24 protein-coding genes and 1 pseudogene are annotated in these 23,625 nt (G+C 66.1%); 19 read left to right on the plus strand and 6 right to left on the minus strand.

Annotated features, from left to right (window positions below):
* The first annotated feature begins 332 nt into the window (after positions 1–332).
* On the plus strand, positions 333–884 hold the full coding sequence (locus ACODTA_RS06915; RefSeq protein ID WP_489065081.1) for an outer membrane protein: 552 nt from the start codon (positions 333–335) through the stop codon (positions 882–884).
* A gap of 105 nt (positions 885–989) precedes the next feature.
* Here the strand turns inward: ACODTA_RS06915 and ACODTA_RS06920 are convergent, their stop codons facing one another.
* On the minus strand, positions 990–1,934 hold the full coding sequence (locus tag ACODTA_RS06920) for a hypothetical protein (protein ID WP_489065084.1): 945 nt from the start codon (positions 1,932–1,934) through the stop codon (positions 990–992).
* A gap of 7 nt (positions 1,935–1,941) precedes the next feature.
* Here ACODTA_RS06920 and ACODTA_RS06925 point away from each other — a divergent pair, with 7 nt between their 5' ends.
* The 6 genes from ACODTA_RS06925 (at position 1,942) to ACODTA_RS06950 (ending at position 6,002) form a co-directional block, all read left to right on the plus strand.
* Positions 1,942–2,439, plus strand: coding sequence for a hypothetical protein (locus tag ACODTA_RS06925; protein ID WP_489065086.1), 498 nt, complete (start codon positions 1,942–1,944; stop codon positions 2,437–2,439).
* Positions 2,440–2,515: 76 nt separating this feature from the next.
* On the plus strand, positions 2,516–3,010 hold the full coding sequence (locus ACODTA_RS06930; RefSeq protein ID WP_489065088.1) for a hypothetical protein: 495 nt from the start codon (positions 2,516–2,518) through the stop codon (positions 3,008–3,010).
* Positions 3,011–3,130: 120 nt separating this feature from the next.
* A complete protein-coding gene (locus ACODTA_RS06935; RefSeq protein ID WP_489065090.1) occupies positions 3,131–3,658 on the plus strand; it encodes a DapH/DapD/GlmU-related protein in 528 nt (175 codons plus the stop codon).
* A gap of 11 nt (positions 3,659–3,669) precedes the next feature.
* On the plus strand, positions 3,670–4,275 hold the full coding sequence (locus ACODTA_RS06940) for a GNAT family N-acetyltransferase (RefSeq protein ID WP_489065092.1): 606 nt from the start codon (positions 3,670–3,672) through the stop codon (positions 4,273–4,275).
* On the plus strand, positions 4,272–4,640 hold the full coding sequence (locus ACODTA_RS06945) for a reverse transcriptase-like protein (protein WP_489065094.1): 369 nt from the start codon (positions 4,272–4,274) through the stop codon (positions 4,638–4,640). Before ACODTA_RS06940 ends, ACODTA_RS06945 begins: the two co-directional genes overlap by 4 nt.
* Positions 4,641–4,724: 84 nt before the next feature.
* A complete protein-coding gene (locus ACODTA_RS06950) occupies positions 4,725–6,002 on the plus strand; it encodes an MFS transporter (protein ID WP_489065096.1) in 1,278 nt (425 codons plus the stop codon).
* On the opposite strand, the gene ACODTA_RS06955 is transcribed toward ACODTA_RS06950, so the two are convergent.
* Positions 5,999–6,235 (minus strand): hypothetical protein, encoded by a 237-nt coding sequence (locus tag ACODTA_RS06955; protein ID WP_489065098.1) that lies wholly within the window; start codon positions 6,233–6,235, stop codon positions 5,999–6,001. The two genes, ACODTA_RS06950 and ACODTA_RS06955, sit on opposite strands and share 4 nt — an antisense overlap.
* 39 nt (positions 6,236–6,274) lie before the next feature.
* On the opposite strand from ACODTA_RS06955, the pseudogene ACODTA_RS06960 reads away from it, so the two are divergent.
* Together ACODTA_RS06960 and ACODTA_RS06965 are read left to right on the plus strand one after the other, a co-directional pair.
* Positions 6,275–6,676: pseudogene (locus tag ACODTA_RS06960) on the plus strand (hypothetical protein); the annotation flags it as partial.
* A 67-nt stretch (positions 6,677–6,743) separates the two neighbouring features.
* The gene (locus ACODTA_RS06965; protein WP_489065100.1) at positions 6,744–7,163 is read left to right on the plus strand and encodes an amidohydrolase family protein; all 420 of its coding nucleotides are present in this window, start codon (positions 6,744–6,746) and stop codon (positions 7,161–7,163) included.
* Between the two features lie 47 nt (positions 7,164–7,210).
* On the opposite strand, the gene ACODTA_RS06970 is transcribed toward ACODTA_RS06965, so the two are convergent.
* Positions 7,211–10,039 (minus strand): PAS domain S-box protein, encoded by a 2,829-nt coding sequence (locus tag ACODTA_RS06970; RefSeq protein WP_489065102.1) that lies wholly within the window; start codon positions 10,037–10,039, stop codon positions 7,211–7,213.
* A gap of 256 nt (positions 10,040–10,295) precedes the next feature.
* Between ACODTA_RS06970 and ACODTA_RS06975 the strand changes: the two genes are divergently transcribed.
* Entirely contained in the window at positions 10,296–11,258 is a 963-nt protein-coding gene (locus ACODTA_RS06975; protein ID WP_489065104.1) for an SDR family NAD(P)-dependent oxidoreductase, read from the plus strand.
* A gap of 48 nt (positions 11,259–11,306) precedes the next feature.
* On the opposite strand, the gene ACODTA_RS06980 is transcribed toward ACODTA_RS06975, so the two are convergent.
* On the minus strand, positions 11,307–12,437 hold the full coding sequence (locus ACODTA_RS06980) for an acyl-CoA dehydrogenase family protein (protein ID WP_489065106.1): 1,131 nt from the start codon (positions 12,435–12,437) through the stop codon (positions 11,307–11,309).
* A gap of 220 nt (positions 12,438–12,657) precedes the next feature.
* Here ACODTA_RS06980 and ACODTA_RS06985 point away from each other — a divergent pair, with 220 nt between their 5' ends.
* Together ACODTA_RS06985 and ACODTA_RS06990 are read left to right on the plus strand one after the other, a co-directional pair.
* A complete protein-coding gene (locus ACODTA_RS06985) occupies positions 12,658–13,137 on the plus strand; it encodes an Lrp/AsnC family transcriptional regulator (RefSeq protein WP_489065107.1) in 480 nt (159 codons plus the stop codon).
* A gap of 51 nt (positions 13,138–13,188) precedes the next feature.
* Entirely contained in the window at positions 13,189–13,881 is a 693-nt protein-coding gene (locus ACODTA_RS06990) for a hypothetical protein (RefSeq protein WP_489065109.1), read from the plus strand.
* A 23-nt stretch (positions 13,882–13,904) separates the two neighbouring features.
* On the opposite strand, the gene ACODTA_RS06995 is transcribed toward ACODTA_RS06990, so the two are convergent.
* Positions 13,905–14,525, minus strand: a complete 621-nt coding sequence (locus tag ACODTA_RS06995; protein ID WP_489065110.1) for a TetR/AcrR family transcriptional regulator — start codon at positions 14,523–14,525, stop codon at positions 13,905–13,907.
* 141 nt (positions 14,526–14,666) lie between these two features.
* Between ACODTA_RS06995 and ACODTA_RS07000 the strand changes: the two genes are divergently transcribed.
* The 7 genes from ACODTA_RS07000 (at position 14,667) to ACODTA_RS07030 (ending at position 22,342) form a co-directional block, all read left to right on the plus strand.
* Positions 14,667–16,907, plus strand: coding sequence for a TonB-dependent receptor (locus ACODTA_RS07000; protein ID WP_489065112.1), 2,241 nt, complete (start codon positions 14,667–14,669; stop codon positions 16,905–16,907).
* A 36-nt stretch (positions 16,908–16,943) separates the two neighbouring features.
* Entirely contained in the window at positions 16,944–17,822 is an 879-nt protein-coding gene (locus ACODTA_RS07005) for an alpha/beta hydrolase (protein ID WP_489065114.1), read from the plus strand.
* 40 nt (positions 17,823–17,862) lie between these two features.
* A complete protein-coding gene (locus ACODTA_RS07010; protein WP_489065116.1) occupies positions 17,863–19,290 on the plus strand; it encodes an amidase family protein in 1,428 nt (475 codons plus the stop codon).
* Between the two features lie 79 nt (positions 19,291–19,369).
* On the plus strand, positions 19,370–19,708 hold the full coding sequence (locus tag ACODTA_RS07015; RefSeq protein ID WP_489065118.1) for an ArsR/SmtB family transcription factor: 339 nt from the start codon (positions 19,370–19,372) through the stop codon (positions 19,706–19,708).
* A complete protein-coding gene (locus ACODTA_RS07020; RefSeq protein WP_489065120.1) occupies positions 19,705–20,181 on the plus strand; it encodes an SRPBCC family protein in 477 nt (158 codons plus the stop codon). The genes ACODTA_RS07015 and ACODTA_RS07020 overlap by 4 nt, the downstream gene beginning before the upstream one ends.
* Positions 20,171–21,034: an alpha/beta fold hydrolase gene (locus ACODTA_RS07025; protein WP_489065122.1), complete on the plus strand. Its 864-nt coding sequence runs from the start codon at positions 20,171–20,173 to the stop codon at positions 21,032–21,034. The genes ACODTA_RS07020 and ACODTA_RS07025 overlap by 11 nt, the downstream gene beginning before the upstream one ends.
* A 174-nt stretch (positions 21,035–21,208) precedes the next feature.
* A complete protein-coding gene (locus ACODTA_RS07030; protein ID WP_489065124.1) occupies positions 21,209–22,342 on the plus strand; it encodes an oxidoreductase in 1,134 nt (377 codons plus the stop codon).
* Between the two features lie 49 nt (positions 22,343–22,391).
* Here the strand turns inward: ACODTA_RS07030 and ACODTA_RS07035 are convergent, their stop codons facing one another.
* The gene (locus ACODTA_RS07035; RefSeq protein WP_489065126.1) at positions 22,392–23,558 is read right to left on the minus strand and encodes a helix-turn-helix transcriptional regulator; all 1,167 of its coding nucleotides are present in this window, start codon (positions 23,556–23,558) and stop codon (positions 22,392–22,394) included.
* Between the last annotated feature and the right edge of the window lie 67 nt (positions 23,559–23,625).

A 23,625-nucleotide genomic window follows, 5' to 3' on the forward strand; every position in this document is an offset into this window, starting at 1 on the left:
TCAGGAAAGCAAACAAGCGTGCCCGATCGCCATTTGGCTCATATGCCGTCAGAACTTGCATAAGCACTCCGGCGCCCGCCCTGCCCTGACGGCACACTTCAAGACTGTTGCACAATTGCAATAGTTGGCGGCGATGCGCCGGATTTTTGTTACAAATCCATGGCAAGCCGAATGCGCCACGCCTACATGGCTCGCGTCAGGTGACTGGGACGGCTGACCCCATAGAGAGCATTTTCAGGTTGATCGCATAGGGTCAACGGCTCGGAAAATGCAGCCACGAAAGCAGAGCGCCACCGTTCAGCGTGGAACGCTCGAACCACGAAGGAAAACCAATGAAATCTGTACTGTTCGCAACCGCCGCTCTGGCGGCCGTCGTCGTCGCGCCCGCCGCTCGCGCGGAAGGCCTGCGCGCCGAGGTCCATGGCGGTTACGACAATGTCAGCATCGCGGGCGAGTCCGGCGACGGCGTCGCCTATGGCGTGGCCATCGGATACGACAAGAATGTCGCTTCGAACATGTCCCTCGGTGTCGAGGCGAGCTTTGATGACTCGACCACCAAGGAATGCGTGACCGCGGGCAGCGATCGCGCCTGTGTGAGCGCCGGACGCGACCTGAGCGCGGTCTTCCGCGTGGGCTATAATCTGAGCGAAACCAGCAAGCTTTACCTGCTGGGCGGATACACCAACGCGCGTGCCACCGCGACCTTGCGCAGCGGTACGCTCAAGACGCGTGACAGCACCAACCTGGACGGCTTCCGCGCCGGTGCCGGATATCAGTTCGGCATCTCGGACAAGCTCTACGGCAAGGTCGAGTATCGCTACTCCAACTATGAAGCCGATGTCAGCCGCCACCAGGGACTGGTGGGTGTGGGCGTCAGCTTCTGATCACGGGCCGGCTCCGGCCGGCCCGACACTCAAGCGCTGGCGGGTTTTCCGCCGGCGCTTTTTTTCTTCACCACGCGCCCGGTTCTGCGGTGGCGCACTCACCCTTTATCGGTTCAGCTCAGCCCGTATCCCGCCGACGGTGATCCGGTGCCAGCGATCCCCCTTCACGACATGGATGGTGCCGCCCCGCCCCTGGACCAGCGCGGCATCGTCGAGACTGTCGAAATCGAGCGCGCCGATGGTCTGCGCGGTGCCACCGGACAGTTTCGCGCTGGACAATCTCACAAGCGTCAAGCGACTCTGTTCGCGCCCATATCCGCCGGCAAGCAGAACATGGTCGCCATCCATTGCGAGCGCACGAACACCGCTCGCCGATCCGTGCCACAGGCTCTCCTTGCCATCGGCGATGCGTACAATCGGAAAATCGGTGTAGAAGCAGGCCCAGAGCGCATCGCCGTCCAGCGTCAGCGCATAGCAATCGGCGATCGACGCGGTCGCGCCCCGGCTTTCATCGTTATACGACCAGAGCGGCTTGCCCCGCGCATCGAAACGGACCAGTCCGCCCTGCGCAAGCGTATCGCCGAATATGCCTTCGTCGAAATAGCCGATCCAGATCGTTCCGTCCGGCGCGCACCGGATATGTTCGATCCCGTCACCCGCCGCGAAACCGTGCAGCATCTGCCCGTCGGGGGCCAGGATCCGGGCGTTGACGTCGCGCGCGCCGGCACGCGCCGAGACCACGACCCAGCGCCCGTCGCCAAATCGATCGATCTCGGGATAGGCGAATTCGGGCAGGTCGATCGCGACGGGATTTTTTTCCCAGCTGCCGTCGCGCGCCAGCACGAACAGCTTCGCCGCCGCACCGATCGAGGGATCGCGATACGGGCCGGCATCCTCGCCCGATTGGGTCCGCCGCCACCATGCCGCATGCGCGGCCCGGATATCGCGATCCGTGCGCAGCACCGCCAGCGCACCGTCCGACAACAGGAACCAGTCATGGTCGAACCAGCCGGCCGGTGCGGCGGGAATGATCGTGGATGCGGGGTTCATGCCGACGATGGAAGCAGCGGGCGGGTCGCAACGCAAGCCGCCTTGGGTGCATCGGATCACGGCGCCCTGTTCCCCTCCCTCAAACGGGGCTACAAATCTACGCATGGAGAAGCCCTTCGAACACGTCTTTGCCTGGGATTTCTACGATGGTCCGGAAAGCGGGCTCGCGGTCAGGAACGAACGAGAGGTTCTTGCCTTCAAGGTTCTCGCCGAATCCGATGACGGCATAAATCGCGCCTATTCCTTTCGCCCCGTCGTCGATTGTGCACTTATCCGGAGCATCGTTCGGACCGCTTGCGCGGAAAACACCGGCTTCTTGCCGACCGAGACCGAAGACGCGATCCTGCCTTATCTGCAACCCGTCACCATGATCTCGGTCGGGAATTCGTGGCTGACCGATGCCGAATTCGCGCCCGCGACCCAGTCGGATGTCGAGGCCATGCAAGAAGCGAGTTCCTGCGAACGGGCATACGCGTTCGTCGCGCGGCAAAACGGCGCGGGCTGAACGACGCGACCGGGTCAGCATCCCGGCGATATCGCCCCTTATCGCTCTGGAAAGAAATCATCGGCAGAATGACCGCATGCTGGTGCAGGAAAAGGATGCGATCATCTATCGCGAGCGGCCGCTGAACCTGCCGCTCAGGCTGTTCATCCTCGTGCTGGCGGCGGGACTGACGATCGTCGTGCCGGCGCCCTTCCTGATCCATGCCGACTGGGCCAGCTTCTCCCCCACATTGCTGCTGGCGGCCGCATGCATCGCCTTCGCGGTTTCGGTCGGCCTGTTCTTCCTGGTCGTCGCCTTCGCCAGCGCGACCGAGCTGCGGCTGGACGGCCGCACCGGCCAGGCGGTGCGCATCCTGCGCGGCCCGATCGTCAATCGCCGCGATTGCTATCCGCTCGCGCAACTGGGCGCACCGGATGTCCGCATGCGCGAAAGCTCGGAAGATGGTCCCTATCCCATCCTCACCCTGAAGCTGCCCACCGGCGGGGCGCTGACCATGGCCTGCTTCGCCGACCGTGCCGAGGCGGAACTGTGGCGGGACAGGATCGCCGCGCTGCTCTTGGTTCGCCCATAGACAATCGTTGAATGCAGGCACCGGCAGCTTTGCCGATTGCCGGACCATCGCCCGCTACCATCCCGCCAGAGCGCAACTGCGGCTGGCGGAGTCTCGATGCAATTGGTCATTGCCGCAGGCATGAGCGGACAGCATGCCAAGGTCGTCTACGAAGCCGCCCGGCTTTCGGGCATGGCGATCGCCGGTTTCGTCACTGTCGAACCGTCGCCACCGCCGTCAGTGCTCGATTGTCCATATCTGGGTGGGCCGGACGCACTGGCGAGGCTGGCAGTGGACGGTTACGGCCTTGTCGTCGCCTGCGGATCGAACGCGTTGCGCCGGTCGACAGCCGATCGCCTGGAAGCGCTGGGCGCGAGGCTGCTCACCGTGGTCCATCCGGCGGCGATCATCTCCCCCAGCGCCACGATCGGCGCGGGGGCGATGCTGCTCGCTGGATCGATCGTCGGTCCGTCGGCGCGGATCGGCGGCACGGTGCTGATCGGCGACGATGTCCTTGTCGGGCTGAACGCCGCCATATTGCCCGGGCTGCGGGTCGGCGATGGCGCGATCGTTGGCGCAGGCGCCATCGTCACCGCCGATGTCGCACCGGGTACGACAGTCGCAGGCATCCCTGCCAGACGGTTGCACCAAACAGGTGCAGCCGGATGAGGACGGAGCCGATGATTGCCATCCAGCCCGCAAATCTGGCGCGCCGCGACGAACTGGACGCGATTTTCGGCGCACGCGGCGAAGCATATAAATGCCAGTGCCAGCGCTACAAGTTGGCACCCGGAGAGTCCTTTGGCGCGGTGCCGGTTGCCGAACGCGCCGAGCGACTCAGCCGGCAAACCCGTTGCGGACAGACGCACGCACGCGAGACCAGCGGTCTTGTCGCCTGGCTGGATGGCGAGCCGGCCGGCTGGTGCGCGGTCGAGCCCCGCCCCGCCTATGCCGGGCTGCTGCGCGTCTATCGCGTGCCCTGGATCGACCGCGACGAGGATCGGAGCGATGCCGGCATCTGGGCGATCACCTGTTTTCACATCCGGGCCGGCTATCGACGGCGCGGAATCAGTCGCGCCCTAGTTCGCGCGGCGATCGATTTCGCGCGCGATCGCGGCGCGCATGCGATCGAAGGCTATCCGATGATCACCGAACCCGGCCGAGACATTCCTTGGGGCGAGCTTCATGTCGGCAGCCATAGCATTTTCGCCGCCGCCGGTTTCATCCAGGTGAGCCGGCCGACACCGCGCCGCGCGGTGATGCGGATCGATCTCCGGGGCGCATGAAGATCTTCTTCGACGGCGGCTGCCGCCCCAATCCGGGTACGATGGAGATCGCGATCGTCGCAGGCGGGCGCGCACTCGTGCAGCGCGATCTGGGCCACGGCACCCGTGCCGATGCCGAATGGCTGGCGCTGATCGAGGCGTTGCGCGTCGCCCGTTCGCTTGCCCTTGACGACATCCTGCTGCTCGGCGATGCCGCCGACATCATTGACCAGGCCAGTGGCAAGACCCGCTGCCGTGGCGCCGGGCTGGCGCATCTGCACGCCTTCCGGGCACTGGTGCCCGATGCCGGCCGGCTGCGCATCCGTCATGCGAAGCGGACACAGAATCTCGCCGGGATCGCGCTCGCGCGGCTGCATCCAAGATAGCGCTATTTCAGCCATCGACGGGGATGCGCGCCGCCCGATTCATGATAACAGGCGCGCGGGGCCAATCTCTCACGACAGGGCATGATGACCGACATTGCCGCCGATCCCGACGCGACGCCGCCTGCTTATCATCCCGGCGCAGGCTGGAAGCTGCGCTATTTCTCGATCTTCGGTGGACAGTCGCTGTCGCTGATCGGATCGGCGCTCACCCAGTTCGTGCTGATCTGGTGGATCACCGATACCACGGGCAGCGTCGCGGCGCTCGCCATGGCGGGGGTGGCGGCGCTGGCGCCACAGGCACTGCTCGCGCCGATCGGCGGCACGCTGGCCGATCGCTACAGCCGCCGGATGTTGATGATCGTCGCCGATCTCGTCACCGCGCTCTGCATGGCGGTGCTGATCTGGCTGTTCGCAAGCGACAGGATAGAGCTCTGGCATGTCTATGCCGCGATGTTCGTGCGCAGCGCGGCGCAGGCGTTCCAGATGCCCGCCGCCGCCGCCAGCGTGGCGATGCTGGTGCCGGGCGGCTTCCTGCTCCGTGCATCGGGGCTCAGCCAGATGATGATGGGTGTGGTGACGATCGCCGCCGCCCCGCTCGGCGCGCTGGCCATCAGCGTGATGCCGATCGGCTGGGCACTGGGCATCGACGTGATCACCGCCGTGCTCGGCATCGTGCCGCTGCTGATCTTCGCGGTGCCCCAGCAATTCACCTCCGCCGGGGAACGCGCCAGCCTGTGGCGCGAATTCACCGAGGGCGTGGTGCTGGTGTGGCACGACACGGGCCTGCGCAACCTCTACGGGCTCGTCGCCGCCGTCGTGCTGTTGCTGATGCCGGCCTCCACATTGGTGCCACTGCTGATCAAGGCGCATTTCGGCGGCGGCGCGCCGCAGGTGGCGATACTGGAAAGCGTGGCGGGCATCGGCATGATCCTGGGCGGCGTGGCCGCGGCGGTGCTTGTGCCGCGCCGCGCGATGCGCCGCGCCATCGGTGCGCTGATCGCGGCGAACCTGGCGCTGATGGCGACAGGGCTGGTGCCTGGCCATCTTTTCTGGATCGGCGTCGTCTTCTGGGCTGCCGCCTGTGTCGCGATGGTCGTCGGCAACGCGCCGATGGCGGCCGTCCTCCAGGCGATCGTGCCCAATCAGTTCCAGGGCCGCGTGTTCGCATTGCTCAACATGCTGATGGGCCTGGGAGCGCCTATCGGCCTCGCCATCGCGACACCGGTAGGTGAGGCGCTCGGTGTCCGCTGGCTGTTCGTGGGCTCGGGCCTGCTCGGCGCGTTGCTTTGCGTCGCCAGCCTGTTCTCGCGCCCGCTGATGCGGCTGGACGAACGCATGCCGAAGACGGGTGACGCGCCCTAGCGCGATCCGGCCGCCCCTTCATCCATGGCAGGGATGACATAGTCTGGGATCAGTGTCTTCATCCACTGAGCCGCACTCCATGCCCGGTTGCGAACATCGCGGAGGGGTGTCAGGCTGCGCTCGGGGGTGCGGGGGTGGCGATGCACCGATGGCTTGTCATTTGCTTGCTGCTCACTGCCGCTCCGGCCAGGGCGCAGCGCGCCGGAGAGCCGATAATCGACATGCATCTCCATGCTCGTGCGGCTCATTATGCGGGAGACGCGCCCCCGCCGATGTGCGCCCCGTTCGAACTCATGCCGAGATCCGATCCAAAGGACGGCGTCTGCAAAGGGATAGCCTTCGACGTGCCACCATGCGAGCATCCCATTCCGGCGGCCACCACCGACGCATTGGTGATGAGCGACACGATCGCGGCCATGAACCACTTCAACATCCACGGCGTGGTCAGCGGCGAACCCACAATGGTCGCCCGATGGCACACTGCCGAGCCGAAACGCATCATGCCGGCGGTCGATTACCGGTTGCCCGGCACCCCCGGCCAACTTCATGTCGGTGCCCGTGCCACGGACGACCTTCGCCGCCTTCACGCACAGGGGCGGCTGACGATGATCGGCGAGATCATGGCGCAATATGAGGGCGTCCGCCCGGACGATCCCCGCATGGAACCACTATGGGCGCTCGCGGAGGAACTGGATGTGCCGGTCGCCATCCATATGGGGCCGGGCGAACCCGGCCAGCCCTATGCGGAGGGCGGCTATCGGGTGGAACTTGGGGGACCCCTTGCTGCTGGAGCCCGTATTGCTCCGCCATCCGAAGCTTCGGATCTCGGTGATGCACGCCGGCTATCCGATGGCCGAGCGGATGCGCGCGCTGATGTTCAGCTATCCACAGGTCTATGTCGATATCGGCTCGATCGTCTATACCGAGCCGCGCCCCGCCTTTTACGCTTATCTGCGCGAACTGGTGGATGCGGGCTATGGCGACCGCATCATGTTCGGATCGGACCAGATGATCTGGCCGGGCGTGATCGGGCCGGCGGTCCGGACGATCGAGGATGCGCCGTTCCTGAGCGCGCGGCAGAAACGCAATATATTCTACGACAATGCCGCGCGTTTCCTGCGGCTGACGAAGGAGCAGATTGCGGAGCATCATCGGCGCTAGAGCATCGTGCGGAAAGGCGGAAACAGGTTTTCCGCGGCGAAGCCCGTCTATGACAGGGGCGCCGCGGCCTCGCTTTCCATGACCTCCGCGATGGCCTTCGCCAGACGGACCTGGTTGAAGGGCTTGCTGAGGCGGACGACTTCGCGGCCGGGCATTTCGACGCCTTCGCCATAGCCGCTGGCGATGATCGTCGGCGTATCCGGCCTGATATCGTCGAGGGCGGCGATCAGGTCCACGCCCGTCATGCCCGGCATCGCCTGATCGGTGACGACCAGGTCGATATCCTCCCGCGAACGAAACACATCCAACGCAATCACGGCGGACTCGGCTTCGATCACCTCATGCCCCAGGTCCTCCAGCAGCGCGGCGGTGTTGATGAGCACGAGCGCGTCGTCGTCGACCGCAAGGATCGTCAGGCGCCGCACCTCGGGCCGGCTCTCCTCAATTTCAGGGACCGCCGCTACGGGCTCTTCATGCTCGACGGGCAGCCAGATTATGGCGCCGGTGCCCTCCCCCGCCCTGCTCTGCAGTTCGAATGTCCCGCCGATCTGCTGCGCCATGCCATGCACCATGGGCAGGCCCAGCCCGGTTCCCTTGCCGACGCCCTTCGTCGTGAAGAACGGCTCGGTCGCGCGCCGCAGCGTCTCGGCGTCCATGCCGCTGCCCTGATCCTTGACCACCAGGCGCACATAGCTGCCCGCCGCAAGCCTGGCGATGGCGCCTTCCGCCAGATCCTCACGGGTCGCCGAGATCAGGATGGGGCCGCCCGCCGGCATGGCGTCGCGCGCGTTCACGATCAGGTTGAGCAGCGCCATCTCAAGCTGGTTGGCATCGGCCCGCACCGGGGGAAGCCTGAGTGGAAAGCCCGTCGATATCGGCCATTCCGGGCCGATCGATCGCTGCACCAGATCGTTCATCCCGGCAAGCAGCTGCGGAAGGTCGATGCGATCGACCTTGAGGTCCTGCCGACGCGCGAAGGCAAGCATGCGCTGGGTCAGCGTCGCGCCGCGCTGTGCGCCTTCCACGGCATTGTCGAGCAGGCGTTGCGACAGGGGATCGTCGGGCAGGCGTTTGCGCAACAGTTCGAGGCTGCTGAGCACCGCCATGAGCAGATTGTTGAAATCATGCGCGACCCCGCCGGTCAGTTGCCCGATCGCGTCCATCTTCTGCGATTGGAACAGCGCCTCGCGCGCGGTCTCCAGCTCGCGTTGCGTCCGTTCCCGCTCGGTGATGTCGCGGGTGATCTTGGCGAACCCGATCGGGCGCCCCTCATCGTCGCGAATGGCATCGATCACGACGCTGGCGCGGAACCGCTCGCCGGTCTTCCTCATCCGCCAGCCTTCGGCAAGGAACCGCCCTTCCTGTCGCGCCGTTTCCAGGGCTCTGGCCGGCTCACCGGCCGCCCGATCCTCCGCGGTGTAGAAATACGAGAAATGCTTGCCGATGATCTCGTCGGGCTCATAGCCCTTGATGCGGCGCGCGCCTTCATTCCAGCTCGAGACATGGCCTTCGAGGTCGATCATGTAGATCGCATAGTCAGTCACGCCCTGAACGAGATGGCGGAATTGCTCCTCACTCTCGCTCAGCGCCTCTTCGACCTGGCGCCTCTCGGTGATGTCGCGCCCATAGGCGTAGACCAGACCGTCCTCCAACGAGGTATGCCATTCGATCCGATGATAATCGCCGCCGATCGATCGAAGCCGGTTCTCGTAGCTGGTGAGTTCCTGGTCGCCGAGCGCACTGGAGAGCGCACCCTCGCTTGCCGCGATATCGTCGGGATGCATGAACGCGGCGAAATGACGGCCGACGACCTGATCGACCGGATGCCCGAGGATACGGGTCCATGAGGGGCTGACCGAGCGGAAGACGCCCTCTTCGTCGATGACGATCATCAGGTCGCGCGACACGCTCCACATGCGGTCCGCCCGGCGGCGCTCGGCCTGAAGCGCCGCGATATTGGCGAGCGCGCCGCCGATCTGGGCCGCAATCAGGCGCGCAATGGCGAGAATATCCTGGTCGTCGCCTCGATAGGGATTGAGCGCGAGCACGAGCGCGTTCGCCTCCGCCTTGTCGCCAGGCCCGGGTATCGCGATCGCGATCGCGTCCCCCGGCGGGCGATCCCAGTCGCCGCCCGGCCATTCCCGCCCGGACGGCAGCGCGACGATCCCTCCACCTTCGTTGAACCGGCCGGGCAGGCAGGAGGCCAGTTGCCGGAAGACGGACGCATCCTCATCGGCCACATCCTCTCCGGCGATCCGCAGCGCGACGAACGGAAAGTCGCGGCGGTTCGCCGAGAATGTCGAGTGGACGGCGGCGCAAACGCTCGCCCGATCCACGCCTCCGGCGAGCGAGACGCCAAGATGGCGCAGCGTTTCGAGCCGCCGTTCGCTGATGATGCGCGCGGTCTCCTCGCTCACCACGCAAAGCAGCCCGCCGACCGCTCCATCGGCATCGTAAAGCGGGCTGTAGGAAAAGCTGTGATAGGTTTCCTCGGGCCGGCCGCTGCGCTCCAGCAACAGCAGCAGCGCCGTGTTCCAGGTCGCCTCGCCGGCGCGCACGCGCGCGACCTGGTCGGCCACCTCGTCATAGACCTCGGACCAGACTTCGCGAAACGGCCGGCCGAGCATCGCCGGATGCTTGATCCCCAGCGTCGGGATATAGGCGTCATTGTAGAAGAAATGGAGGTCGGGGCCCCAGCCCAGCCACATCTCGAAGCGCGAGGTGAGCAGCATCCGCAGCGGGATCTTCAGCTCATCCGGCCAGTGGCTGGGATCGCCGAGCGGGGTGGCGGACCAGTCATGCGCCCGCATGATCCGCGCCATCTCGCCCGAGCCGGGGAAAATATGGGCAAGTTCGTCTTCAAGAGCGCGATGCATCTCTCTCCCCCTCATTTGCGCTCTAAACGCCCTCCGGCCCAATTGGATGCGCAGAATTCGAGACGGGCGGCGGCTCATGTCGCGATCGACCGAACGCCGGCCGCCTCCCCGGATTTCTACAATCAAGCGCCCCATGCGCCCAATCGGAAAATTCCTGTCGACGCCCCTGCCATACCGTATTAGAACAGCAGCACTCGGCAGCGACCGAAACGCCTTTGGCCGCGCCGACGACACCAGAACATTGGAGGGGCGCCATATGCAACGGTTGAAACTTCTTCTGGCCGCGCTCGCCGCGCTGGCGATTTCATATCCGGCGATGGCGCAGGATGCGGCCAAACGCCGCGCCGTGCTCGTCACCGGCGCCAATTCGGGCATCGGCCTGGCGATCACGCAATATCTCACCGCACGCGGCTTCCATGTCTATGGCAGTGCCCGCAAGGATGAGGATTTGAAGACGCTGAACGCCATGCCCAATGTGACGGCCGTGCGGATCGACGTGACCAGGCAGGCCGATATCGACGCGGCGGTGAAGTTCGTCGAGGCGCAGGGACGCGGCCTTTATGGCGTGATCAACAATGCCGGCGTCGCCGCCGTCGGCGAACTCACCGCCGTCTCGGACCAGGACGTGCTGTGGCAGCATGATGTGAACGTGATGGGGCCGCTGCGCGTCAACCGCGCCTTCGTGCCGCTGCTGAAACAGAGCAAGGGCCGCACCGCCATCATCGGATCGCTCTCGGGCTTCGTCGTCGGCCCGTCGGGCGGCGCCTACAGCATGACCAAGTTCGCGACCGAGGCCTATACCGACACGCTGGCGCAGGAACTGGCGGCATCGGGCGTCACCGTCGGCATCATCGATCCGGGCTCCTTCAAGTCGCGCGGGCGCGAAAAGGTCGTCATGAAAATGCTGACGGGGAAGTATGAACTGAACCAGCAACTCACCGACGAGCAGAAGAAGGTCCTGACCGGCGTGCAGGAGGCGGAAGCCAAGCGCAAGGATCCGACCGAGGTCGCCGAACAGGTCCATCACTTCCTGAGCAGCGACGCGCCGCGCCTGCGCTACATGGCGTCGCCCGGCAAGGAGACGGTCGTGGCGGTGATGCGCGCCACATTGGGCCGCACCGCGCAGCTTAACGCCAGCCAGCCCGCCTACGCGCTCAGCCGCGACGAACTGGTGAAGATGCTCGACGAGGCGCTGGCGGAAGCATCGGCGAAGAAGTGACCGGGCTGGCGAGGCGGCGGGGCATACCGCCCCCGCCTCGCCCTTTCCTCACAGGCTCCGCGCGATCACCATGCGCTGGATGTCCGACGTGCCTTCGTAGATCTGGCAGACACGCACGTCGCGATAGATCTTGGCCACGCCATATTCCTCCAGATAGCCATAGCCGCCCAGCGTCTGGAGCGCGCCCGACACGACGATCTCGGCGGTTTCGGACGCGAACAGCTTCGCCATCGACGCTTCGGTCAGGCAGGGCAGGCCCTGGTCCTTGACGCGCGCGGCGTGGAGAACCAGCTGGCGCGCCGCTTCCAGCCGGGCGGCAAGGTCCGCCAGGCGGAAACCCACCGCCTGGTGCTCGATGATCGCCTTGCCGAAGCTCTTGCGATCCTTGGCATAGGCGACCGCGATCTCGAGCGCCGCCTGCGCCATGCCGACGCATTGCGCGGCGATGCCGATCCGCCCGGTCTCCAGATTGGCGAGCGCGATGCGATAGCCCTGGCCCGGCGCGCCGATCAGCAGGTCGTCCTCGACAAACATGTCGTCGAAGCGCAACGCGCAGGTGTCCGATGCGCCCTGCCCCATCTTGTGCTCGACCTTGTCAACCGTATAGCCGGGCCGATCAGTCGGCACGATGAAGGCCGAAAGCCCCTTCTTGCCCGCCTCCGGATCGGTCACCGCGATGATCATGACGAGGCCGGCGATCCTGCCGGAGGTGATGAACTGCTTGGCGCCGGTGATGCGCCAGCCGCCCTCCACCTTCACCGCGCGCGTGCGCACGGCCGAGGCGTCGGATCCGGCATCCGCCTCGGTCAGCGCGAAGGCGCCGATCGTCCGCCCGCCGATCAGATCGGGCAGGAAGCGCGCCTTCTGCGCATCACTGCCATCCTTGAGCAGGCCGGAGACGAGGATCGAATTCTGGATCGAGACGATGGTGGAAAGCGCCCCGTCCGCCGCCGCGATCTCCATCAGCGCCAGCGCATAGGAGACCGCATCGGCCTCCGCCCCGCCGAACGCCTCGGGCGCGGTCATGCCCCACAGGCCGAGCCCCGCCATCTCCTCGAACAGGGTCGGCGGATAGCCGCCCTCCGCCTCGAAACGCGCGCTGTGCGGGCGGATCGTTTCCTGCGCGAAGGCGCGCACCGTGTCGCGGATCGCCGTCTGGAGCTCGCTCAATCCCTTCATCGCTTCCGTCCCTCTTCACATTGTCACGCCGGCGGCCGGCAGAGTCGTTCGCGCATATAGGCGAGATGGCCTGGCAAAAGCCGCCAAAACCGAAGCGGCGGTGGCTGAGGATAAGCGACATTTTTTACAAAAATCAATAATTGTGGTAATATCTGCCTTTATATACAGCCAACTCAGCGCACATCTCCACCTTTCGCCCCATTTTCAGAGGAACCGACCATTGACGGCAACGCCAGCGCTCGACGCCTATGACCTCAAGATCCTCAGAACGCTTTCGGCTGACGGGCGCATCACCTGGAGCGACCTGGCCGAAGCGATCGGCCTGTCGCTGACGCCGACGATCCGGCGCGTCCGCCAATTGGAGGAGGCCGGCTATATCAGCGGCTATTTCGCGCAGCTCGACGAGAAGAGGCTGGCGGGCGGCATGATCGCCTTTGTTTCGGTGACGCTCGAAAAACAGGTGCGCGAAACGCTCGACGCGTTCGAGGCGGGCGTGATCGACCTGCCCGAGGTGATGAGCGGATTCCTGATGTCGGGCGGCGCCGATTATCTTCTGCGATCGGTGGTGCGCGACCTCGATCATTATCGCGATTTCCTCGAGAGGCTCACCCGGCTGCCGGGCGTCGCCCATATCCAGAGCAGCTTCGCGCTCAACGCCTTCGTCAACCGCCCTTCCCCGCTGATCACCGCTATGAAGTGATCGGCGCGCAGCGGCTTGACGCCCTGCACCGCAAATGATGGAACACACGCCGTGAGCGACGATCCCATTCAATCCGACCCAACATCTCCGCCCGAAGCGGAGACGCCCCCCAAGGCCGCCGAAAAGGCGGAGGCGCGCGCCGCCGAAGCCGCGGCGATCCGGCGGCGCTGGATCACGCTGGGCGAAATGCTGGCGGTGATCGCGGTCGTCATCTCCGGGCTGACACTGTGGAACAGTTGGAGCGAGCGCCGCGACAGCGCGGCGACGAAGACCGTCGATGCGCAAAAGGCCTCCGCCCGCGCCACGACATTACTGCTGATCGCCTCCAATGCCGGGGATGGCACGCTGGCGCTGAAACCCGCCGACGCCGCGCAATCGGTGCAGAGCCAGACGATCCTCTTTCCCACCGCGCTGGATGCGGCGCCCGCCGAAACCACGGGCGAACCCCGGATCGAGGCCGACTGGTTCGATAGCGCGCTCAAGAAGGCGCGCGACGCGGCGAAGCTTCCCGACAACAGCCGGGGCGACGAGCGGCTGCCCGTCGCCATCACCACGCGCTACCTGGTCGACGGCGAACCGCACGAAGATATCGCGATCTACGATATCGGCTACACCATCTCCGGCCGGTTGCTCAGCGGTCACAGCGTCACCTTGCGCGGGCTTTCGCTGGTCACGCGCGTGAAGCGCGGCAATACGCAGGCGACACTCGACGGGCGCTGGCGGGACCTGTTGCCGGTGAAATAGCGTCGGGTTTCAGACGCAGCGCCCTACTCCGGTCCGAAGATCGTCGCCAGCATCTGCGCGCGCCAGATCCGCTTGGTGCGTTCGATCGCCGCTGCGTCCGGGTTGCGGATATATTCAACGATCAGGCCGCAGGTGACGGCGTTGCTGAGCATCTGCATGCTCCCCGTCGCCTCTTCATCATCGATGCCGGCGGCGCGCAGGATGCAGCGGCTCCAGCGGAACATGCGCCGGTCGAAACGCCGCGCGATGGGCTCCACCTCCATCTCCAGTTCCGGATCGTTCCGCCGCGCGAGATGGACCTCCAGTGCGGCTGCGGCGTACGGAGAGCCGACCAGATCGAGATTGGCATCAATCAGATTCTCCAGCTTTTCCCTGGGGCTTGCGCCCCGCCGGATCGCCGCCATGTAGATATGGCTCTGCTGGATGGAGAACGCCTCCACCACCGCCGCCATCAGCCTGGCCTTGGTCGGGAACTGATGCTGGATCGCCCCCATGCTCATGCCCGTGGCGTCGCGGATCACGTTCATCGTCGCGCCCGAATATCCCTGTGCGCACAGCACGTCGCGCGCGGCCGCAAGCACCCGCGCCCGGGTGGTCGCGCGGCGCTCGGCATGGCTGCGCCGGATGGGTGCCTGAACGGTCATCAGCCATCGCTATCACGAAATACAATATGATCAACCTGTTTATGCTTGCGCAAATAAAAGTAGGTTGTATTAAATTTGATTCGCAGGCGAGATCGCCGCAACGCCGCAGGGAGGGCGCCAATGATCAGGATCCGGAAATTTATGGCCGCAGCATCGGTGATCGGCCTGTGCCCGTTCGCGCCGACGCCCGGCCTTGCCCAGCAATCGTTGGAAACACGGGCGGAAACCCCGGCGGACGATGCGGGGGAAATCATCGTCACCGCCAACAAGCGCGCCGAAAGCATCCTGGACGTCGCGGGCGCGATCAGCGCATTCCGCGGCGACGATCTGCTGAGGAACGGCATCACCAGCATGGCCGATTTCGCGGGACAGACGCCGGGTGTGCAGTTCAACGCGGGCTTCAGCACCGGCACGCCCGTCATCCGGGGCATCAACACCGGCGCCGACTACGGCCAGTCGGTGGGCATCACCGTCGATGGTGCACCGATCGGGCCGAGTTCGAGCTTCCAGGCCGGAGGCGCGAGTTCGCTCGATCTCGATCCGATCGATCTGGAGCGCGTGGAGGTACTCAAGGGGCCGCAGGGCACGGTCTATGGCGCCAACACGCTGGCCGGGCTGATTTCCTACACCTTGCGCGAACCCGATCTCCAGACGCCGAACGCGGTTCTGCGCGCCGGGCTGGGCGGCACCGAAGGCGGCGGCACAAGCTGGTCGGCGCGCGGGGCGGTAAGCGTGCCGGTCGTCGCTGATCGGCTGGCCTTGCGCATGTCGGGCTTTTACGATCGCCGCGCGGGCTTCGTCGACAACGAGATCACCGGCGTCACCGACCAGAATCGCTGGCGCAGCCTGGGCGTGCAGGGATCCGTGCTGTTCAGGCCGACCGACCGGCTCCGCATCTTCGCGGCGGGTTTCTACCAGCGGCAGAACCAATATGCGCAGGATCAGGTGATCTATGGGGCGGACCGCACCCCGCGCGACAGCGATCTCGTCTATAACGATTATCTGGTGCCGGGCACCAATCGCCGGACCAGGCTGGCGATCGGCAAGGTCGATTATGATCTCGATTTCGGGAGCCTGACCTCGGTCACATCCTATCAGCATCTGAACGCCAATCATGTCGTCCCGCAGAATAGCGGCACGCTGAACCTGATCTTTGTGAACGTGCTGCCGCTGCTCGGCGGCGTGACGATCCCGGCACCCGGGCTGCTCAGCAACGATACAAACAACGATTTCAGGAAGTTCACGCAGGAAGTCCGGCTGGCGTCGACAGGCGGCGGCCCGCTGAGCTGGCTGGTCGGCGGCTATTACACGCGGGAGCGCAGCCGGCAGGAACAGTCGGTGAATGCGCGGACGACCGATGGCGCGCTGGCGTCCGCGATCAACCCGACCCTGATGGTCACCGTGCCCACCCGGCTCGCCGAATATTCGGCCTTCGGCAACCTGACCTATGCCTTTTCGCCGGCGTTCGACCTGACCGGCGGCATCCGCGTCGGCCGGATCGAGCAGGTCAACCGAACCTTGCTCGGCGGCGCCAATGCCGATGCCTATCGGCTGTTCTTCGTCTTCAACGGCCTGGGCGCCGGGCCGCCGGCCGATACCGGCGCGCAAAGGGGCGCGAAGACGGTCGCGACCTATCTGGCGACCGCGCGCTATCATTTCTCGCAAGACGGCATGATCTTCGCGCGCTTCGCGACGGGCTTCCGCCCCGGCGGCCCCAACTTCCCCGTCCCCGGGCTCACCCCGGTCTATGATCCCGACCAGACGTACAATTACGAACTGGGCCTCAAGACCAGGTTCTGGGGCGGGCGCGGTTCGATCGACGTCACCGGCTATTATCTGGAATGGAAGAATTTCCTCGCCTTCGCCAGCGCGGGCGGATTGAACGGGCTGGCCAATGCCGGCGATGCGCGCGTCCAGGGCGTGGAGGCGGCGGCATCGCTGCGGCCGATCGCGGGATTGAGCCTGTCGGGCACGCTCGCCTATTCGGACAGCCGGATCACCCGGGTCAGCCCGGCGGCGGGCATCGCCGCAGTCGGCGATCCCCTGCCCTATAATCCCAGATGGAGCGGATCGCTTTCGGCGGAATATCGCGCCCCGGTCGATGGCCGCTGGCAAGCGGTGGCGCGCGGCACCGCGCGTTTCGTGGGCGCGCGCAACAGCTCGCCGCGATCGAGCCTGGCCTTTCCCAATTATGTTCTGCCCGCCTATTCGCTGTTCGACGTCCATGCCGGGCTGGAAAGCGACCATGTCGATATCGACCTGTTCGTGCGCAACCTGACGGACAGGCGCGCGCAGCTCGCGGCCTTCACGCAGCTCGGCATCAACCAGGTCACCGTGCAGCAGCCGCGCACCATCGGCGCGGCGATCACCTTCAAATATTAGGATGGGCCGCTACACCATGACAGCAGGGAGCAGCGCATGACGGATAACGCCATTTCCTCCATTCCGGGCATCGAGAACTTCATCGTCACGCCCGACGGCCTCTGCACCGGCCTGCGCATTTCGATCGCGCGGCCGCCGCTGTCCGCGACCGGCGGGGCAGCCGTCCCGTCCGCGACCGTCTATGTGACCGACGCCGATTATTGCTTCGGCACCGTCGTCGAGGCGGCGCGGATGGGGCATTATGGCGGGGAGGTCAGCCCGGCGGTGATCGTCGGCATCGGCTATGCCGAGGAACGCGGCGATTATGCGTTCGTCGGCCGACGGCGCGGGCTGGATTTCTATCGCGGGCCGCGCCGATCGCTCGACCTGCCGGGGCTCGGAACGCTCGAGCTGGGTGGCGCCGACGCCTTTCTTGCAGCTCTGATCGACAGCGTCGTGCCGGAGGTGGAGCGCCGCGCGCCCGAAACGGCTGGCACGCGGCGCATGATCTTCGGCACATCGGCGGGCGGGCATTTCGCGGCGTTCGTGCTGACGCAACGCCCGGATGCCTTTGCGGGCTATGCGATGATGAGTCCCGCGCTGCTCGATTTTCCGCCCATGCCCGGCGACGCCCAGATGGTGGAGGCGGTGCAGGCCCTGCCGCCCGGCACGCTGCCGCCCGGCATATCGGTGTTCCTCTCGGCTGGCGCGCGCGAGGAGGAGCCGGGCGAAGCCGTCTCCGCCGCATCGATCATCAGCAATGCCTATCGCATGCGGACTGCCCTCGCCGCGCATGGCGTCGCGACCGAACTGGCGCTGTTCGCGGACGAGACGCATATCTCGGTGATGGGCGCGGCCATCGCGCGCGCGTTGCGCTTCCTTGTGCCGGCACAGGAGGCGCCGTCCTGGCAGGCCGCGCTCGAACGGACGCAATAGCGCGCCAGCCACCCGCGCACCTCGAACCCGGGAAAATCCCATGACGAAGAGCTTATCGGTCGCCCGCCCGGCGAACGACATGATCGACATGCGCTCGGCGCTTGCTGACGGGCGCACGACCCAGGCCGCTTTGGTGGAGCGCGCCATCGAACACGCGGACGCCGCCAACGCCCAGCTCAACTTCATCGCATGGCCGGCCTTCGAACGCGCCCGCGCCCAGGCGCAGTCGCCGCGCTCCGGCCCGCTCGCCGGCATCCCGACCTTGATCAAGGACATGATCGACGAGAAAGATATGCCGGCAAGCTGGGGCGCCACGGTGCTGCGTGAACATGTGCCGCAGCAGGACGGTCCCTATACACAGGCGATCGCCGATGCCGGGCCGATCTCGATCGCGCGCTCGACCATGCCCGAACTGGGGCTCAACGTCGCGACGGAATCGCCGCTGGCCGGGCCGACGCGCAATCCCTGGAGCCTCGATCACGCACCCGGCGGATCGTCGGGCGGGGGATCGGCGGCGGTGGCGGCGGGCGTCGTGCCCGTCGCGCATGCCAGCGACGGGCTTGGCTCGATCCGCCATGGCGCCGCGCCCTGCGGTCTGGTCGGCCTCAAGCCGTCGCGCGGGCGCAATATCGGCGACGAGGCGATGCACGGCTTCACCGATCTGGGCGTCAATGGCTGTGTCAGCCGCACGGTGCGCGACAGCGCCGCCTGGCTGGAAGCGACGCAGACGCGCGATCCGGCCGCAGCCTTCCCGCCCGTCCCGTTCGTCACCGAACCGGTCGACAGCGCGCTGCGCATCCATTGCCATGCCCCGGTCATGCGCACCGGCGCGGCGCCCGACGCCAGCGTGGCCCGCGTCTTCGCGGAGACAATCCGCCTGCTGGAGCGGCTGGGTCACCATGTCGATGACGGCCGATTGCCGTTCGACGGCCCCGTCACGATCGCCGCGCTCAACGACTTCATCGAAGGCCGGTTCACCCGCCAACTCGATGTGCTTGCCGCGCATATCGGCATTCCGATCACACCCGCGGATCTCGAATATCGTTCAGCCACCCTGGTCGCGGCGGGCAAGCGGATCGACGATGCGCGCTTCGCCGACGCGACACGCACGATGGAACGCGCCGCGATCGCCTATCTCGCCGGCTTCGAGACATGCGATATCTGGATGACGCCGACCTTCGGCACGGAGATCGTGCGCATCGGCGTGTTCGGCCCCGATGGCGCATGGCAGGACCAGCGCGATCACCTGGTCGATTATGCCGGCTATTGCTGGATCGACAATTTCGCGGGCACCCCGGCGATCAGCCTGCCCATGGGTTTCAGCGACACTGGCTTGCCCGTCGGCATCCAGTTCGCCACCCGGCCGGGCGGCGAGGCGCTGCTGCTGGCGCTCGCCCTTCAGCTCGAAGCCGCCCTCCAATGGTGGCGCCGCACGCCGCCGATCTGGTTCGGGGATGATCCCTATTAGTTTCCTTCAAGAGAAACTGTCTTGACGCCGCGCCGGAGCCTGATAGTTTCCACTAACCGAAACCATCAGGCTCCCGACCATGCTTGCCCAACCCCTTGATCGCATGTTCTTCGCGCTCGCCGATCCGCAGCGCCTCGCCATGGTCGAGCAATTGAGCGCCGGCCCGGCCACGGTGAAGGCGCTCGCAGCCCCCTCGGGCATGCGGCTGCCCTCCGCGGTCAAGCACCTCAAGGTGCTGGAGGATGGCGGCATCGTCGCATCGCGCAAGATCGGCCGCGCCCGCACCTTCAGCATCAGGACCGAGGCGCTGCACCTGATCGGCGACTGGGCGCGCGATCGCGAAACCGCGTGGAACAAGGCGTTCGACCGGCTCGCAGCCGCGATGCTGGAACTACGGCAAGAGGAGGATGGAGAATGACGACCGACCCTGTCGCGCATCACAGCTTCGTGATCGAGCGCGAATTGCCTGGATCGCCGCGCCAGGCCTTTCGCTTCTGGAGCGATCCGAAGCTCAAGGATCGCTGGAGCGGATGCCATGCCGACTGGACGATCCTGGAGGATGCGTTCGATTTCCGGCCCGGCGGCCTGGAGATCAAGAGATGGCGCACACCCGAGGGCGAAGAGCTGACCTTTCATGGCCATTATCTCGATATCGTGCCCGAACGGCGCATCATCTACGCCTATGAAATGAGCTTCGGCGGCGTGCGCCTGTCCGCTTCGCTCGTGACCATCGAACTCAGCCCGGGCGGAAGCGGCACGCAAATGAAATTCACCGAACAGGCGGCCTTCCTGACGGGCGACGGCGCGCGCGAGCAGCGCCACCTGGGCACGCAGGACGGCATCGACCGGCTGGCCGATGCCGTCGCCACGAGCCTGCAAGATGCAGCATAATGCCCGCCGGGCCGTTCTCGCGGCGGCGGCGATCCTGTCGCTGCTCGGCGCCGCGCCCGGCCGGGCGCAACCTGCGCCGGGAAGCGGTTATGCGCAGGTCGGCCCGCTCCGCCTCTATTACGAGGTGCACGGCAAGGGAAAGCCGCTGCTGATCCTGCATGGCGGCGGATCGACGATCGACACCAGTTTCGGCGCGATCCTGCCGATGCTTGCCGCCCGTCGCCTCGTCATCGCGCCCGAACAACAGGCGCACGGGCATACCGCGGATATCGATCGCCCGCTCTCGTTCAGCCGGATGGCCGACGACACCGCCGCGCTGCTGCGGCAATTGGGCATCGACAAGGTCGACATTCTGGGTTTCAGCAATGGCGGCAGCGTCGCGATGGAGTTCGCGATCCGGCACCCGGAACTGGTCGATCGGCTGGTGCTGGGATCGGTCTATTATCGCCGTGACGCGATCCGGCCGGAATTGCTGCGATCGTTCGAAACCGCCGATGCGCGCAGCATGCCGGACATCTATCGCCGCGCCTATCTGAAGGTCGCGCCCGATCCACGCAGCCTCGATATGCTGACGCCCAAGCTGATGCGCAACCTGCTCGGCTTCGAAGGATGGAGCGACGCGCAGCTCGCTTCGATCAAGGCGCCGACGATGATCGTGCAGGCCAATGACGATGTCGCCCCGCTGGATCATGTCGCGCAGATGGCCCGGATCATCCCCGGCGCCCAGCTCGTCGTCCTGCCGGGCGGCCATGGCGCCTATCTCGGCGAGGCGATGGCGGCGATTCCGGAGAGCGAATTGCCGGTCCATGCGATGGAGATCATCATGGAATTTCTGGACGCGAAACCAGGATGATAAGCAAAGTGGACGGGCGAGCGAAAAGCCCGGCAAATAGCCCCTCCCCCTCCATCTGGCGGTAGCTGGAGGCGCGACTTTTCCGCAGTGACCGGCCATGACATGGCTTCATTCCTGCCCATCGCGCATGGGCGTCGCTACCGCCGGGGATCACGGGCTCGGCGCGGTTCGCGCATGACCGGCACCGGATCGCTGTTCGACCCGTTCGATATCGGCGGACTCAGGCTGCGCAACCGTTTCGTCATGTCGCCGATGACGCGCAGCTTCTCGCCGGGCGGCGTGCCGGGCGAGAATGTGGCCGCCTATTATCGCAGGCGGGCCGAAGGCGGCGTCGGGCTGATCGTGACCGAGGGCACCGGGATCGACCACCCCGCCGCGATCGACCATGGCGATATTCCCAGGATCGGCGGCGACGCCACCGCCGGCGGCTGGAGCATGGTCGTGGAGCAGGTCCACGCGGCAGGTGGCCGCATCTTTCCGCAGCTCTGGCACCAGGGCCCGTTGTTCGGGGCGCTCATCGGCGCATCGCCCCCGCAGCAATTGCGTCCATCGGGCCATTGGGGCTCGCCCGGCGTGCATTCGCTCGATCCCGATTATGTCGAACGCGCAGGGCCGCCCGGGCGCGCGATGAGCGAGGAGGATATCGCCGATGTCGTCCATGCCTATGCCCGCAGCGCCCGCGCGGCGAAACGGATCGGCTTCGACGGCATCGCGATCCATGGCGCGCACGGCTATCTGATCGACAGTTTCCTTTGGGAAGATACCAACCGGCGCGACGATCGCTGGGGCGGCGACCTGACCAGGCGCAGCCGCTTCGCGGTGGAGACGGTGCGCGCCATTCGCGAAGCGGTGGGCGAAGGCTTTCCGATCCTGTTCCGCTTCTCCCAGCACAAGTCGCAGGATTATCGCGCCCGGCTCGCGCAAGACCCGGATCAGCTCGAAACCCTGCTCGGCCCGATCGCCGATGCCGGGGTCGACATCTTCGATGCGAGCACCCGCCGCTTCTGGGACGCCGCCTTTGCGGGACCCGACCTCAATCTTGCCGGATGGGCGAGGAAATTGACGGGCCGGCCCGCGATGATGGTCGGCGGCGCCGGCCTGCCCCCAGGCCCGGCTGACGGGCAATGGCCAGCGGGCGCATCGGGCGCCGACACGATCGCGCGCGCCGCCGAATGGATCGCACGCGGCGATGTCGACATGATCGGCGTCGGCCGGGCACTACTGGCCAATCCCGATCTGGTCCGCCGCGTGGCGGAGGGTCAGCCGCTGGAACCCTTCGATCCTGTGCTGACCCGCACGCTTGTCTAAAGCAGGGATGGGTAAAGCAACGCCAAGGGTCCAGGCGGAACAAGCCCCCTCAGGCGAGCAGCGCCACGCTGTTGAGCACCAGCCTGACGAGATCGGCCTGCCGGCTGACGCCCAGCTTCGCGAACACATATTTGCTGTAGGTCCGCACCGAGCTTTCGGCGAGGCCGAGCGCCGCCGCCGCTTCGGCCAGGCTCATGCCGTTGGCGAGGTGCATGGCGAGCCGCGCCTCGGTCGGGCTGAGGCCGAAGATGCGCCCGACAAGCTGGTCCGAAGCCAGCCGGCGCGTCGCCGCCTGCGAGACATAGACGATGACGGCCGGGTAGACGTCTCCGCGCGTCTGGTCGGAGCATTCGACGCTCCGCACCAGCAGGCCCAGGTCGCTTTCCTCTCCCTCCACCTTCAGCGCGTCGATGAAGCTGGCCGCCCCATTCCGGCTGCGGTGATCCAGCGCTTCCCTGACGAGCGCCTGGAACTGCGCATTCGCCTGGCTCGACGATATGGCCAGCCGCCCCCGGTTGATCAGAAGCTGGGGAATGTCCTCCACCATCCGGCTGGCTTCCATGATCGCGCCGGTACCGTCGAGGATCACCGTGCCGATCGACATCCTTTCCAGCGTATCCGCCAGCACCATTTCACGCGATCGTGCCTGTTCGAGCTTGGCATAGGTTTCCAGCGCGCGTTCCAGATGGGGAATCAGCCGCTGGAGGCAGGCCTTGTCGGCGCGATCGAAATTGCGCTTCGACGGGCCGTTCATCAGCCCCATGCCGCATTTCCAACCGCTTGGTTCGGATACGAGTATCCCGAGCTGATATTCGATGCCGAACGGCGCCATCAATTCGGTGTAGAAGCTCGTCTTCACCAGCTCCTCGCGCGCAATCACCTCGTCCAGGATGCGCACGTCGCCCGAACGCGTCAGCGCCTTGCCCAGCGGATCCAGGTCGCAGAGCCGCAGGCGCGAACCGCGCACCGCCTCCGCATCGTCGCCCTGCCCGCCGCTTTCCCAGATGACGAGTTGCGGCAGGTCTCGGGAGAAGTGGCGCAGGGTCATGGCGGCGACATCGCTGCCCAGATGACTCCGCAGCCGCTGGAGAAAGCCCTTCCAGGGCTGTTCGTCGAGCGGCCCCTGATAGACGAGCGCGACAAGCTCCTCATAGGCTTGCGACCAGTCCTGATCCGGGGCGGCCGCCCCCGCGCCCGCAATGTCGTCGTCCGTCATCGGCCTGGCTCGTCGCGCGCGATCGTCTGCTTGCGATCGGCAACGCGGCATGGTGCCGCCGCCGATC

This window comes from Sphingomonas sp. FG14 (assembly GCF_057809675.1).

Coding starts and splice junctions, on each gene's coding strand:
- ACODTA_RS06915 (WP_489065081.1), top strand. CDS start 333: ATGAAATCTGTACTGTTCGCAACCGCCGCTCTGGCGGCCGTCGTCGTC.
- ACODTA_RS06920 (WP_489065084.1), bottom strand. CDS start 1,934: ATGAACCCCGCATCCACGATCATTCCCGCCGCACCGGCCGGCTGGTTC.
- ACODTA_RS06925 (WP_489065086.1), top strand. CDS start 1,942: ATGGAAGCAGCGGGCGGGTCGCAACGCAAGCCGCCTTGGGTGCATCGG.
- ACODTA_RS06930 (WP_489065088.1), top strand. CDS start 2,516: ATGCTGGTGCAGGAAAAGGATGCGATCATCTATCGCGAGCGGCCGCTG.
- ACODTA_RS06935 (WP_489065090.1), top strand. CDS start 3,131: ATGAGCGGACAGCATGCCAAGGTCGTCTACGAAGCCGCCCGGCTTTCG.
- ACODTA_RS06940 (WP_489065092.1), top strand. CDS start 3,670: ATGATTGCCATCCAGCCCGCAAATCTGGCGCGCCGCGACGAACTGGAC.
- ACODTA_RS06945 (WP_489065094.1), top strand. CDS start 4,272: ATGAAGATCTTCTTCGACGGCGGCTGCCGCCCCAATCCGGGTACGATG.
- ACODTA_RS06950 (WP_489065096.1), top strand. CDS start 4,725: ATGACCGACATTGCCGCCGATCCCGACGCGACGCCGCCTGCTTATCAT.
- ACODTA_RS06955 (WP_489065098.1), bottom strand. CDS start 6,235: ATGGAGATGCATGTCGATTATCGGCTCTCCGGCGCGCTGCGCCCTGGC.
- ACODTA_RS06965 (WP_489065100.1), top strand. CDS start 6,744: ATGCGGAGGGCGGCTATCGGGTGGAACTTGGGGGACCCCTTGCTGCTG.
- ACODTA_RS06970 (WP_489065102.1), bottom strand. CDS start 10,039: ATGCATCGCGCTCTTGAAGACGAACTTGCCCATATTTTCCCCGGCTCG.
- ACODTA_RS06975 (WP_489065104.1), top strand. CDS start 10,296: ATGCAACGGTTGAAACTTCTTCTGGCCGCGCTCGCCGCGCTGGCGATT.
- ACODTA_RS06980 (WP_489065106.1), bottom strand. CDS start 12,437: ATGAAGGGATTGAGCGAGCTCCAGACGGCGATCCGCGACACGGTGCGC.
- ACODTA_RS06995 (WP_489065110.1), bottom strand. CDS start 14,525: ATGACCGTTCAGGCACCCATCCGGCGCAGCCATGCCGAGCGCCGCGCG.
- ACODTA_RS07000 (WP_489065112.1), top strand. CDS start 14,667: ATGGCCGCAGCATCGGTGATCGGCCTGTGCCCGTTCGCGCCGACGCCC.
- ACODTA_RS07005 (WP_489065114.1), top strand. CDS start 16,944: ATGACGGATAACGCCATTTCCTCCATTCCGGGCATCGAGAACTTCATC.
- ACODTA_RS07010 (WP_489065116.1), top strand. CDS start 17,863: ATGACGAAGAGCTTATCGGTCGCCCGCCCGGCGAACGACATGATCGAC.
- ACODTA_RS07015 (WP_489065118.1), top strand. CDS start 19,370: ATGCTTGCCCAACCCCTTGATCGCATGTTCTTCGCGCTCGCCGATCCG.
- ACODTA_RS07020 (WP_489065120.1), top strand. CDS start 19,705: ATGACGACCGACCCTGTCGCGCATCACAGCTTCGTGATCGAGCGCGAA.
- ACODTA_RS07025 (WP_489065122.1), top strand. CDS start 20,171: ATGCAGCATAATGCCCGCCGGGCCGTTCTCGCGGCGGCGGCGATCCTG.
- ACODTA_RS07030 (WP_489065124.1), top strand. CDS start 21,209: ATGACCGGCACCGGATCGCTGTTCGACCCGTTCGATATCGGCGGACTC.
- ACODTA_RS07035 (WP_489065126.1), bottom strand. CDS start 23,558: ATGACGGACGACGACATTGCGGGCGCGGGGGCGGCCGCCCCGGATCAG.